We start from the raw sequence: 13,046 nt of genomic DNA, 5'->3' as shown, positions 1-13,046 counted from the left end.
AACGATAATCGTTACTTCAATAGCGATAGTTCGACTTTCGTTACAGTATTGAGTTTAGTTGAACAAAGGATTTTAAGGATTTAACATTGAATTACATATGTACATATAAAAAATAGGTGGTAAATAATGAATAAAATTTATATTATATCTGGACCCGCAGGAGTTGGTAAATCTACTACTTCCATAAGACTTGCTAAACAGTTTGACCATAGTGCTTATATTGAAGGCGATTTAATTAATCATATGGTTATTGGTGGATACCTACCGCCGTGGGAAAGCGAAGAATTACTATCATTAACTTGGGAAAATTTTGCTGATTTAAGTATCAATTTTGTTCAGGCAAAAAAGAATGTGATTATTGATTACGTTGCTTTTCCAGAAGAAGTAGAAAAGTTTTCTCAAAAGATTTATGCCAAGGTTAAGAATGTCGAAATTAAATATGTTGTTTTATGGGTGGATCATGCTGAACTGTTAAGAAGAGACGCTTTAAGGATTAAAGAACATCAGATGGGAGTAAGATGTTTAGAATTAGTGGATGAGTTTGAAAGTAAAGGAATAGATAAACGCTTTGTCTATAATACAACCAACATACAACCATCAAATTTAAATGAAATGCTTTCGAATATAAGAGAAAATCCTAGATTCAACTATTGATTCTGTTGAAGTAACGAACGCGTTAGTGACGAAGCGTAAAGGGGAGAGTAATGTGCGAGTATTATTGGAACTACTAAGGATTATTTTTATTTTTGCTATTCTTGCAACACTAATAGGTGGAATACCTCATGCTATTTATTCAAATATTGGAATTCATACAGAAAAATATGGATGGACAGCTATGCTCGGTGTTTTTATATTAATCTTTGTTTTATATAGAAATAAACTACAATTCAGTGGATGGTACGAAGGAAAGGGTAGAGAAAAACTACCTATAGCGGTGTCCAAAACGTTAATAATAAGTGCGATTGTATTACTATTATCACCCCCGATTCTACATTTCTTCATCAATTAACGGTGAGCATTAGTTGAAGAAAGACCTTTAAAAATGATTAAGATTCAACATATGTCAAAAAAGATGGCAATTGCCATCTTTTTTCTGGTGTCTTTTGATAACTATAATTTGTCATTTTGAGTGATAAAACTAGTTTCAATACAAGTTTTGCATCCCTCAACAGAACCCATTAAACTGAGAACCACTCATTTTTTCCTTGTTTAATATAACCAAATTGAAGACCTTTTTGTAAGGTTTTACAGGTGTTTTATCCCACACTTAAGGGGCAAGTAAGACCCCAATGTCATCAGGCTAAAGAGCCAATAACTTACAAATTACATCTAAACCTCTAAATTAGGAAAATATAATACAGCCTAAAGAAAAGTTGATCAATCAACTATCAATCAACTTAGGAAAAAAGGCAATAGGATACCCGGGGCTTGTATGTCATTTTTTTACAAGTCCTTGTTTTCTTGCTCTCCAATTCTATTAAAAGCTTATACGTTACTCTTTCAAGCTAAAACGATAATCCTCACAGACATCTCTTTCAACAACAGAGCTTTACGACCCGAAGGCCTTCATCGCTCACGCGGCGTTGCTCCGTCAGACTTTCGTCCATTGCGGAAGATTCCCTACTGCTGCCTCCCGTAGGAGTCTGGGCCGTGTCTCAGTCCCAGTGTGGCCGATCACCCTCTCAGGTCGGCTACGCATCGTCGCCTTGGTAAGCCGTTACCTTACCAACTAGCTAATGCGACGCGGGCCCATCCTGTAGTGTTAGGTAAAACCCAACTTTTACTTNNGAACCATGAGGCTCCAAAGATTATCCGGTATTAGCTTCGGTTTCCCGAAGTTATCCCAGTCTACAGGGCAGGTTGCCCACGTGTTACTCACCCGTCCGCCGCTAATTTCAGGGAGCAAGCTCCCATCCATTCGCTCGACTTGCATGTATTAGGCACGCCGCCAGCGTTCGTCCTGAGCCAGGATCAAACTCTCCATAAAAGTGTTTGATAAAGCTCAAAATTTAAATTCATTGACGAGATATTTACTATCTCTTTAATTCGCTTGGCTGTGTGTTCAGTTTCAAAGAACAATNCCGAAGTTATCCCAGTCTACAGGGCAGGTTGCCCACCGTGTTACTCACCCGTCCGCCGCTAATTTCAGGGAGCAAGCTCCCATCCATTCGCTCGACTTGCATGTATTAGGCACGCCGCCAGCGTTCGTCCTGAGCCAGGATCAAACTCTCCATAAAAGTGTTTGATAAAGCTCAAAATTTAAATTCATTGACGAGATATTTACTATCTCTTTAATTCGCTTGGCTGTGTGTTCAGTTTTCAAAGAACAATTCTTGTCTTTCGTTACGGTCACAAGAATTCATTTTATCAGGTCACCACAATCTTGTCAACATCTTTTTTCAATCAGCGACTTGAATAATATATCATTCCTGAACAATTAAGTAAAATACTTTTTTTGCTCGAGTTAATCTCTAACAGCAACGTTTAATACTATATCAACTTATGATAATAAAGTCAATATTTTTTTACATTTTTTCGCTATGACGAGGTTTCATTCTAATATACTTATAACATTCTTTTGGGGAGGCAAAACGCTTGTATAGACCAAAGATAATTTTATACCTTTCTTCCATTGATCTTTTTACAATTCCATCTATTCTTGAGTCTGTTAAATCCAATAACAATTCTTCTAATTCTCTTTTTAACATATACTCAATTTCTTGAGATTCTTTGCTATTTAACATTACCCCAATCATAATTACCTTCCTTTCAATATATGAGTAAAAGTAACAATCAAAATTTGTACTCTTATGAAATTATTTTCTAATTTTGCCCAATTTATTCATAACAACTCAGTAATAAGCATACATATAATGCAAATAAAGGGACAAGGAGGGCTGGTATGAATTTCATCTGGGTTTGGAATAGTAAAAAAATAAAGCAATATTTAATCATTGTCATCGCCGCATTTTTTACATCAGGTATTTTGTATGTGGAAAGAAGTCAAATTGCTGTTTTTTCTCCGTCAGCCGAAGCTACTGCTATATATAAGGCTGAGACCAATGAGAAAAAGATCGCCTTAACTTTTAATATTAGTTGGGGTGAAGAAAAAGCTTTACCTATTTTAGATATTTTAAAAGAAAAGGGAATAAATAACGCAACGTTTTTCTTATCTGCTTCATGGGCTGAAAGACACCCGGATATTGTAGAGAGAATATGGAAAGATGGACACGAAATCGGCAATCATGGATACAGGTACGAAAACTATCCTCAATGGGACGACGATAAAATACGAAAAGATATTCGTAGAGCACACCAAACATTATTTGAACTAACTAATAAAACACCAAAACTTTTACGTCCACCAAATGGAAATTTCGATAAAAGAGTTTTAGGGATTTCAGAAGCCGAGAAATATACATTAATTCACTGGAGTGTAGACTCAAAGGATTATAGTAATCCAGGAGTTGAACAAATTATTAGTAATGTTGTTAACAATGTTAGCGGTGGGGATATTGTCCTCTTCCATGCTTCAGACCGTGTAAAACAAACACACAAAGCCTTACCTGTTGTTATTGACCAATTAAAAAATAAAGGCTATTCTTTTGTTACTGTAACTGAATTGTTAGCTAACACAGATGCTAAAAGCAAAGAAATTAAATAGATTCAACTCAAAAAAGCAACATTCACCGCTACTGGATAAAATTAAATTTTAAAATTTAAAAGCTCCAGCAAGAAATTACTTATATCTTAATAAGGAAAGTTATTAAAGTGACACTTCTTTTATAAAGGTACGCACCAAACAACTATTTCTTAAATTATTATTAAAAGGCACTTTTTCTTTGTATAAGAAAAAGTGCCTTTTGTAGTTAAACCTTACATAAGGTACTTATATTTAATATTCTCACATAATTAGGGCGTAATCTAAAAAGTATTTTCCTCTTTAATCATTATTTTTTGGATAATTTTTGTTTTTTTGTTTCATATTAATACTGAAATGATATGGAAAGGGGCGAATACTACCTTGAAAAGCTTTAAGAAGCTCCTCTTACTTTTATTATTACTATTATTAGCTAGCTGCGCTGTAGAGGATCAAGGAAGTCAACCTGACTATGAAAGCACAAAGCAAATGATGGTTGATATGCTTAAGACCGATGAAGGAAAAAAATCTATTCAAGAAGTATTAAGCGATGATGAGGTCAAACAAGAAATCGTTCTTGAACAAGCTCTTGTTAAAGAAACAATTCAGCAAGTTCTTACCTCTGAGCAAGGAAAGCAATTTTGGGAAGATTTAATGCAAGATCCTGAATTTGCAAAATCCTTAGCGGAAAGCTTACAAACTGAAGTTGAAAAAATATTAAAAAATTTAATGAAAGACCCTGAATATCAAACGATGATGATGGACATATTACAAGATCCTGAAATGGAAAGTGCGGCTCTCGATTTGATGAAAAGTAAGGAATATCGTCAACAAGTCATGAACATCATGACCGACGCATTTGAAAGCCCATACTTTAAAGCACAAGTCAATGAAATATTAGGTAAAGTGGCAAGTGAACAAATGAAAAAAGAAGCAGCTGAAGAACAAGAAGAAGGCGAATAATTGAGCCAGTATTTAAATATTAAATATTAATTACTATTACCAACCCGAAAACCTTATGATAACAAAAAGCTCAACTATGTTAGACTCATAGTTGGGCTTTTTGTATTATGCTTCAATTTTATCAATAACTTTTTGAGCCATCTTCATATAAATTTGACCAATAGAATGATCTGGTGCATAGATAGAAGGAGCGAAATCTTCTTCATCTATTTCAGGCTGCCCTAGCGGAATTTGGGCCAAGATATCTGTTTGTAATTCTTGAGCTAATCTTTTACCACCACCTTGGCCAAATACAAACTCCTTTTCCCCTGTTAGCTGACTTTTGAAATAAGCCATATTTTCAACAACACCTAAAATTTCATGCTCTGTTTTTATTGCCATTACACCTGCTCTAGCTGCAACAAAAGCAGCTGTTGGATGTGGGGTAGTAACAATAATCTCTTTACTGCTTGGCAACATGTTATGGACATCAAGTGCAACGTCACCAGTACCAGGAGGTAAATCTAAAATTAGATAATCTAGTTCATCCCACTCTACTTGTGTAAAGAAGTTATTTAACATTTTACCTAGCATAGGTCCACGCCAAATGATTGGAGAATTATCTTGAACAAAAAATCCCATTGATATTACTTGCACACCAAAGCGATTAACCGGATAAATTCTTTCACCTTTAACTTTAGGTTTTTCTTCAATCCCCATCATATCCGGTACACTAAATCCATATATATCGGCGTCAATAATTCCTACTTTTTTCCCTAATCGTGCTAGTGAGGTAGCTAAATTTACTGAGACTGTAGATTTACCAACACCACCCTTACCACTAGTAACTGCTATGAAGGTTGTGCGAACACCTTCGTCTAACAGTGACTTTGGAGCTCCATTTGGATCTACACCTAACTTATTCATTTCTTCATCTGTAAGTTGCTCAAACCGTAAACCAACAGATTGCGCACCAACTTCTTTTACGGTAGATACAATTTGTTGTTGTAACTGCAATTGCTCTTGTGTTCCAGTTTTAGAAATGGCAACTTTAATGCTTACTAAACCATCTTTTATTTTAATTTCACGAATCCCATCAATTTCAACAATACTTTTATTTAAAAACGGTTCACGCACTGTTTTTAACGCATCTAAGATTTTTTCTTGTGTAAGCAAAATAAACACCCCTTATGTATTAGGTTATGTAAATAGTATAACACAGCCACTTTAATAGTAATGTTACAAAGCTTATGAAATTTAACAATTTATTAAATGTATAAATAGGAAATATTAATTCGTGTTAAAAAGGCCAGTCTTCTATTAACTAGAAGGAACTGGCTCTTCTGTGTAATACCTCATAATACCTTGATAAATAGAAGCCGCAACTTTTTGTTGGTAAGCCTTCGTATTAAGTAAGTCGGCTTCGCTTGGATTAGATAAAAAGCCAACTTCAATTAACGCTCCGGGTATTTGAGCATGTTTTAATAAATATACATTACCAATTGGTTTTGCTAATCTATTTGTATTTTCAAGGTTATACCTTATTTCTTCTTGAATAAATTTTGCCAATCTTTCGTTTTGATCTATTGACCGATTGTAAAAGGTTTGTGCACCTGACCATTTGGGTGAAGGTATTGCGTTAAGATGGAGTGAAACAAATAAGTCGCTGCCTGTTTCATTTACAAGCTGAACTCTTCTTTTCAAATCTTGGACTTTCCGATTCCTAACTCCTTTAGTTGTTGGGTCTGCCAAGTCTGTATCTTCTTCCCTAGACATAATGACAAGAGCACCTGCCTCTTGGAGATAATCTCTAAGGATTAAACTAATACTTAATGCAACATCTTTCTCTAAAAGCCCACTATCTGAACTAGCTCCACCATCTATCCCACCGTGTCCGGGATCCACAATAATTATCTTCCCTGATAAAGGTAATGACCATGAAGAACCTGAATCGGTACTTACAAATTGATATTGAATATAAAATAATAAAATGATTAATCCAGCTGCAAAGACTCCACCTTTAAACCACTTGCTCATCCCTTCCCCTCCTATCGTCTCCATACATTATATTGGGACAAGGAGGAAAATATGAACTTAATTTAACATCTTTCCGAAAGAAGTACCCCTCATCAAGCATACTTAAGTAACGAGAATTTCAAATTAGTTTAGCTTCATCCTATACCTTTTTTCTCCCTCTTGAAAGCCCTTTTCCCACCAAAAGAGAATAAAACTTTCACACAAAGCAAAAAAATGATCGTCTTGCTCATATTTGAAAAGCCAACCAGATAGTTGGTCATATAAATGATTTATCTGTTCATTATACTCTTCTTGGCAACGTCTTCTTACTAACACTTCTGTTTCCCCGTAATAGCCAAAGCGACTAAATTCAGCACCTAATAAATAAGCGTCTATAGCAAAATCAATGCATGCATCTTCAGCAAAACTACTCCCTAATTTTTGGTGTTTTTCGAAAACTGAAGGGAAGTGCATATGAATGTAGCCTCTTATTTTTGATAAAGAGAGCTTTCGCAACACTTGTCTTTCAAAGTTCCATTGCTTTTTACGTCTGCGATCCTCAAAGGTAGTGATCACATTCACTGTATTATCCCCCCTTTTTTTGTTAGTTTCAATCAAGGAGGCATAGTTAATGCTATGGAAATTGCAACTAAATAGGCAAAAATAGTCTGTTGCGGGTTATTTTTCTGATTGTATTATTTTTTCACATTTTTTCTGCAATGATTGTGAAGGTTTTAGGGATTCCCTGATCAAAAATTTCAGAAGATTGATTTGGTAACTCCTCTAGCACCTTAATAAATAAACCTTCATCAGCAATGGATGTGACAATTTCACCAATAGTCCAATTCCGTAAGTAAACTTTATGATCAGTTGAGATTTTTTTGTTCGCTTCTAAGAATTTTGAGTGAGATACTTCTTTCTCTTCTAGAGTCGTATCGAAATAGTTCCCTGTCACTTTATGCTTTCTAACCTTTGCCGTTGTACCACGAGATGAAATTAATTTCGTAGTTACTGGATGAAAATCTTGTAGTACTAAACGTCCTTTTGTTCCAAGTAGTTTTGAAACTAATTCAAACAACGGATGTAGGTCCTTGAAATAGTGAAGAATCCCAAATTCCATAAAGACAATATCATAATCACTCGTTAGTTCATCAGGTGGTAATTGAAGTACGTCTGAAACAATGTACCGAATTTCTACTCCAGCCTCTTTTGCAAGTTCATTGGCATAAGCCTCATTTTCTATTGAAAAATCAACAACAGTGACACTTGCTCCGAGCAGAGCCAGTGCAACGGCTTTATTTCCATTTGATCCGAGTAAATTTATTATCTTTTTTCCATGTATTGTTTCACCCATATAGTTTAAGACTGATCCTACCCTTTTATGCGGATCCACCTTTATTTTCCTAGCAGCTTCTTCTGGTGTACCAAACCGATTAAGCCAAGCTTGATATGCACCACTGTTCCAAGCCAACAAATTCTTCTCTTTAGCATCCATAAATAATCCTCCAAACCAAATTAATATGTATATAATACTACATTCTTCTGCAAGTACAAAAATTCAGCTTTTAAATATAGTCATTACTGCATTACTCTCATAAAAAAAGACCCCCATCCAAAAGGATGAGAGCCTTGAAACGTAATGATATTAACGTTTTGAGAACTGAGGTGCACGACGTGCTGCTTTAAGACCGTATTTTTTACGTTCTTTCATACGTGCATCACGAGTTAAGAATCCAGCGCGCTTTAAGCCAGCACGGAATTCTGGATCTGCTCCTAAAAGTGCACGAGCAACACCATGACGGATAGCACCCGCTTGTCCAGTGTATCCACCACCGTTAACGTTTACTAATACATCATATTTACCTTCAGTTTCAGTTTCTACAAGTGGTTGCTTAACGATAAGCTTTAATGTTTCTAATCCGAAATACTCGTCTAAGTCGCGACCGTTGATCACGATACGTCCTTCACCTGGAACTAAACGTACACGTGCAACAGAGTGCTTACGACGACCAGTACCGTAATATTGTACTTGTGCCAAAGAAAACCCTCCTTATATATTAACCGCGAAGTTCGTAAACTTCTGGTTTTTGAGCTTGGTGTGGATGTTCACTACCAGCATAAACGTGTAATTTCATACCTTGCTTACGTCCTAAAGTATTTTTAGGAAGCATTCCTTTTACCGCTAACTCGATCATTTGAGTTGGACGGTTTGTGCGCATTTCAAGCGCAGTTCTTTGCTTTAATCCACCTGGGTGGTTAGAGTGACGGTAGTAGATCTTATCCGTTAACTTCTTACCAGTTAAATGAATTTTTTCAGCATTGATAATAATTACAAAATCACCAGTATCCACATGTGGAGTAAAAGTTGGTTTATTTTTACCACGAAGGATAGAGGCTACTTCACTAGCTAAACGACCTAAAGTTTGACCTTCAGCGTCGATAACGTACCATTTACGTTCAACTTGGTTTGGCTTTGCCATATATGTCGTACGCATGCTTATTTCCCTCCTAAAGCTTTCACATCTAAATTAATATAGTTTTATTTCAACGTGTCTAAAGTAACATTCTCAAACCCGGGGCTAGTGGGTTTTTGAAATACCATAGATCATCTTATAATATCTCAAGCACAATGTCAACAACAAATGTTACACTAGGATCAGTTGTCATAATTTACTTTCCATAAAAAGAGACCTTGGCCTGGAGCTGTAGGGCCTGCAGTTTCCCTATCATTGCTTTTTATTATTTGTGATATCTCATTTGGATCACGTTTCCCTCTACCCACTTCAAGAATAGTGCCTACCAGTATTCTTACCATATTACGTAAAAAGCCGTCTCCCACAATCTTAAATTCGATCACATCACTGTTCTCAACTATATCAAAGGAGTAAATCGTTCTTACTTTATCTTCTTTGTCTGTCTTTGCTGAAGAAAATGAAGTGAAATCGTGAGTCCCAACTACTTGGTTTGCAGCTTGCCTCATTTTTTCAACGGATAGCTGATAGGGGTAAAAGCAGCGAAAATTACGCATAAAAACGTCAAGCTTTCTACCTTTTTGAACATAATATCGATACTCTTTACTTATTACGTCGAATCTAGCATGAAACTTTGGTTCAACTTCACATAGATCTAAAACTGAAATATCGGAAGGAAGAACGGTCTGAAGGGCATTTTGCCATCGCTCCATTTGAATTTGTAATGGCGTATCAAAATGAATAACTTGTCCTTTTGCGTGAACCAAGGCATCTGTTCTACCTGATGCAAAAATTTTAATTTCTTGACCTTTATGGAGCTTTTGTAATCCCCCCTCAATTTCCGCTTGTACGGTTCTACCTTTAGGTTGAATTTGAAACCCATTGAAAAAGGTGCCATCATAAGCAACTACACATTTTATTCTTTTCACTTATTACACACCCTTACTATGATCTTAGTAAAAATAATAGAAATCCTAATATAATAATTAACAAAACTGCTACTGTATCTAGTATTGTCCATTGTAACTCTCTTAATCTCGTTCTACCTTCCCCACCTCTATAACACCTTGCTTCCATGGCAGTTGCTAAATCTTCCGCTCTACGAAATGACTGCATAAAAAGAGGAACTAATAAAGGGATAATTGCCTTTATTCTATTTACTAGAGATCCCCCTTGAAAATCTACTCCTCTTGCCATTTGTGCCTTCATAATTTTATCTGTTTCTTGCAACAACGTAGGAATAAAACGTAAAGAAATAGACATCATGAGTGCTATTTCATGAACTGGAACGTGAAACTTTCGTAAAGGGCCAAATATGTCTTCTAACCCATCCGTAAGTTGTATTGGAGCTGTAGTTAATGTTAATAGCGTTGTCATCATAATTAGTAACAATAACCTTGATGCTATAAATAAACCTTGAATAATCCCCCCTACATAGACCTCAAACCATCCGAATGCAAAGAGTAACTCTCCTTCTTTAGTCAGAATTCCATGGAGAATAAACATAAGGATGATTAAGAAAAAAATAGGCTTCATCCCTTTATATATATATCTTGGAGACACTTTAGAAATACCAATCGCAAATATTACAGTTGTAAATAAAACTAGGTATGTAATCCAATTATTAGCTATAAAAACAATCATAACAAATAGAAAAGTTGCTATTAATTTACTTCTAGCATCAAGACGGTGAATAACTGAGTTTCCTGAAACATATTGACCGATAATAATATTTTGTAGCACAGTTATTCTCCCCCCTTTTCAAGTAGTTTTACTATAGCTTCTACAAGTTTCTCATTCGTAAATAAATGCTTTGGAAGCTTTATATCAAAGCGTTCTTCTAACATCATAGCCATCTGAACTGTTTGGGGTACATCAAGTCCAATTTGTTTAAGAAGGTCCTTAGAATTAAATATCTCCTCTGGTGATCCTTGTAATAGTATTTTACCTTTGTCCATAACTACTACAACATCCGCATACATCGCAGCAAATTCCATATTATGTGTAACTAGTATTGTTGTAAGTTTTTCTGCTTTGTGAAGTGTTACAAACAGTTCCATCATTTGTGTTCTACCTAACGGATCTAGCCCGGCAGTAGGCTCGTCTAATACAAGAACATGTGGTTTACTTGCTAAGACACCGGCAATAGCTACACGACGCTTTTGACCACCACTTAGATCGAAAGGAGATTTCTTAAGTACGTCCTCACTTAAATTTACTAATGGTATTACCTCTGCCACTCTTTTTTGAACTTGCTCTTTCGATAATCCAAAATTTAATGGTCCAAAAGCAATATCACTCTCAACCGTTTCATCAAAAAGCTGATGTTCCGGATATTGGAAAACCACACCAACGTGTTTGCGTAGCTTAGATATATCTTTATTTTTTTTATTTGCCTCAATTAAATATTCACCAATTTGAATACTTCCACTCGTGGGCTTTAATAGCCCATTTAGATGTTGTACAATTGTAGACTTGCCTGATCCAGTATGACCGATAATAGCTACAAACTTTCCTGATTCTATATGTAAATTAATACCTTTTAACGCCTCATGTTCAAAAGGGGTTCCAGGCATGTATGTATGGTCTAGGTTTTTGATTGTAATCTCCATAGTTCATTCACCAATTCTTTCTTTGTTAAACAAGCTGTAGGAATATTATAGCCTTTTTCTTTTATAAGTTGTTGTATTTGAAGAGAAAATGGTAAATCTAGCCCTGCTTCCACTAGTTTCTCTCCTTGAGCAAAAACTTCTTTTGGTGAACCATAAGTTGAAATTTCACCTTTGTTCATAACAATGATTTTATCTGATAGAACGGTTTCTTCTAAATCGTGCGTTATATTAATTACTGTCATTCCTTCTTCTTTATTCAACTTCCATACTGTATCTAGTACTTCTTTTCTCCCCATTGGATCGAGCATCGATGTCGCCTCATCCAAGATTAAAACTGATGGACGCATAGCGATGATACCAGCAATAGCTACTCGTTGTTTTTGTCCACCAGATAAACGATGTGGTTCATGCTCTAAATAGTTTTCCATTTTTACTTTTTGGATAGCCCAATCAATCCTATTAAGCATTTCTTCCCGTTTAATTCCGATATTCTCCAAACCGAAAGCCACATCATCACGAACTGTCGTTGCCACCATCTGGTTATCAGGATTTTGAAAAACCATACCAACTTTATTACGAACCTTCCATACGATTTCTTCATCGTAACTATCTAGATCTTCGACAGTTACAATGTTAGGCTGAGTCGGAATAAGAAGACCATTAAGAAACTTTGCTAATGTAGACTTACCTGAACCGTTATGCCCAACAATCGATACCCATTCTCCTTTACATACCTGCATATGAATATTGTTAAGGACATTTAAAGACTCTTCGTCATATTTAAATGATAAACCATTTATTCTAATTAACGTGTTACTCACCTGCAACTCACCTTCTGTTATGTATGTAGATTATATACGAATTATCCGAACCCAAGCCTATTAAAGAAGAATAGATACCCTTCTAAAGGTGAATTGGATATACATCATAAAATTGTAAAAAAGGACCAGACTAAGATCATAAAATCTTTGTCTCGCCCTTGGAGTTATAGTTTATTAAACTAACTCGATAATAACCATTGGTGCACCGTCTCCACGACGAGGTCCAAGTTTTAAAATACGAGTATATCCACCTTGTCTCTCTTCATAACGTGGAGCAATATCAGCAAAAAGCTTTTGAATTGCATCTTGACCTGATTCCTGGTCAGCAACTTCACGACGAACGAAAGAAGCAACTTGACGTCTAGCATGTAGGTCGCCACGTTTACCAAGTGTGATCATTTTCTCAACGATTGAACGAAGTTCTTTTGCTTTTGCTTCAGTAGTTTCGATTCTTTCATTGATGATTAAGTCTGTAGCTAAATCACGGAACAAAGCCTTTCTAGCAGAACTATCACGGCCTAATTTTGCGTATGCCATTAGAGAT

At 35.7% G+C, this 13,046-nt stretch carries 16 protein-coding genes and 1 other annotated feature; of the genes, 4 read left to right on the top strand and 12 right to left on the bottom strand.

Translation table 11 applies throughout. From position 1 onward, the window contains the following. The first annotated feature begins 126 nt into the window (after positions 1-126). The gene (locus tag BKP45_RS02745) at positions 127-654 is read left to right on the top strand and encodes an AAA family ATPase (RefSeq protein ID WP_071388250.1); all 528 of its coding nucleotides are present in this window, start codon (positions 127-129) and stop codon (positions 652-654) included. Positions 655-706: 52 nt separating this feature from the next. After that, on the top strand, positions 707-1,009 hold the full coding sequence (locus BKP45_RS02740) for a DUF6962 family protein (RefSeq protein WP_071388249.1): 303 nt from the start codon (positions 707-709) through the stop codon (positions 1,007-1,009). Between the two features lie 357 nt (positions 1,010-1,366). After that, positions 1,367-1,987 (bottom strand) — a sequence feature (16S ribosomal RNA rRNA prediction is too short). Between the two features lie 538 nt (positions 1,988-2,525). Here BKP45_RS02740 and BKP45_RS02735 read toward each other — a convergent pair. Continuing rightward, entirely contained in the window at positions 2,526-2,756 is a 231-nt protein-coding gene (locus BKP45_RS02735) for a hypothetical protein (protein ID WP_071388248.1), read from the bottom strand. Positions 2,757-2,902: 146 nt separating this feature from the next. On the opposite strand from BKP45_RS02735, the gene pdaB reads away from it, so the two are divergent. Both pdaB and gerD read left to right on the top strand, forming a co-directional pair. Then, positions 2,903-3,664, top strand: a complete 762-nt coding sequence (gene pdaB / locus BKP45_RS02730) for a polysaccharide deacetylase family sporulation protein PdaB (protein ID WP_071388247.1) — start codon at positions 2,903-2,905, stop codon at positions 3,662-3,664. A gap of 360 nt (positions 3,665-4,024) precedes the next feature. Then, positions 4,025-4,603 carry a spore germination lipoprotein GerD gene (gene gerD / locus BKP45_RS02725; RefSeq protein WP_245747368.1) on the top strand — a complete coding sequence of 193 codons (579 nt, stop codon included), beginning with the start codon at positions 4,025-4,027 and terminating at the stop codon, positions 4,601-4,603. A gap of 105 nt (positions 4,604-4,708) precedes the next feature. On the opposite strand, the gene BKP45_RS02720 is transcribed toward gerD, so the two are convergent. The 11 genes from BKP45_RS02720 to rplQ all read right to left on the bottom strand — a co-directional run bounded on the left by BKP45_RS02720 (position 4,709) and on the right by rplQ (position 13,039). Then, the gene (locus tag BKP45_RS02720; RefSeq protein WP_071388246.1) at positions 4,709-5,758 is read right to left on the bottom strand and encodes an Mrp/NBP35 family ATP-binding protein; all 1,050 of its coding nucleotides are present in this window, start codon (positions 5,756-5,758) and stop codon (positions 4,709-4,711) included. Between the two features lie 144 nt (positions 5,759-5,902). After that, positions 5,903-6,619, bottom strand: coding sequence for an N-acetylmuramoyl-L-alanine amidase CwlD (gene cwlD / locus BKP45_RS02715; RefSeq protein WP_071388245.1), 717 nt, complete (start codon positions 6,617-6,619; stop codon positions 5,903-5,905). Between the two features lie 123 nt (positions 6,620-6,742). Then, entirely contained in the window at positions 6,743-7,180 is a 438-nt protein-coding gene (locus BKP45_RS02710) for a DUF2521 family protein (RefSeq protein ID WP_071388244.1), read from the bottom strand. 121 nt (positions 7,181-7,301) lie between these two features. Further along, entirely contained in the window at positions 7,302-8,093 is a 792-nt protein-coding gene (locus BKP45_RS02705; RefSeq protein ID WP_071388243.1) for a class I SAM-dependent methyltransferase, read from the bottom strand. A 150-nt stretch (positions 8,094-8,243) separates the two neighbouring features. Beyond that, a complete protein-coding gene (gene rpsI, locus BKP45_RS02700) occupies positions 8,244-8,636 on the bottom strand; it encodes a 30S ribosomal protein S9 (RefSeq protein ID WP_071307898.1) in 393 nt (130 codons plus the stop codon). Between the two features lie 19 nt (positions 8,637-8,655). Next, entirely contained in the window at positions 8,656-9,093 is a 438-nt protein-coding gene (gene rplM / locus BKP45_RS02695; RefSeq protein ID WP_071307897.1) for a 50S ribosomal protein L13, read from the bottom strand. Between the two features lie 161 nt (positions 9,094-9,254). Next, the gene (gene truA / locus BKP45_RS02690) at positions 9,255-9,998 is read right to left on the bottom strand and encodes a tRNA pseudouridine(38-40) synthase TruA (protein WP_071388242.1); all 744 of its coding nucleotides are present in this window, start codon (positions 9,996-9,998) and stop codon (positions 9,255-9,257) included. A 16-nt stretch (positions 9,999-10,014) separates the two neighbouring features. Then, entirely contained in the window at positions 10,015-10,812 is a 798-nt protein-coding gene (locus BKP45_RS02685) for an energy-coupling factor transporter transmembrane component T family protein (RefSeq protein ID WP_071388241.1), read from the bottom strand. 2 nt (positions 10,813-10,814) lie between these two features. Then, the gene (locus tag BKP45_RS02680) at positions 10,815-11,681 is read right to left on the bottom strand and encodes an energy-coupling factor ABC transporter ATP-binding protein (protein ID WP_071388240.1); all 867 of its coding nucleotides are present in this window, start codon (positions 11,679-11,681) and stop codon (positions 10,815-10,817) included. Further along, complete coding sequence (locus BKP45_RS02675; RefSeq protein ID WP_071388239.1) at positions 11,657-12,502, bottom strand: energy-coupling factor ABC transporter ATP-binding protein; 846 nt, start codon at positions 12,500-12,502, stop codon at positions 11,657-11,659. The genes BKP45_RS02680 and BKP45_RS02675 overlap by 25 nt, the downstream gene beginning before the upstream one ends. Before the next feature lie 174 nt (positions 12,503-12,676). Then, positions 12,677-13,039 (bottom strand): 50S ribosomal protein L17, encoded by a 363-nt coding sequence (gene rplQ / locus BKP45_RS02670; RefSeq protein ID WP_071311403.1) that lies wholly within the window; start codon positions 13,037-13,039, stop codon positions 12,677-12,679. Positions 13,040-13,046 lie beyond the last annotated feature (7 nt).

The organism is Anaerobacillus alkalidiazotrophicus, from assembly GCF_001866055.1.
This window is presented reverse-complemented; position numbering and strand designations above follow the sequence as displayed.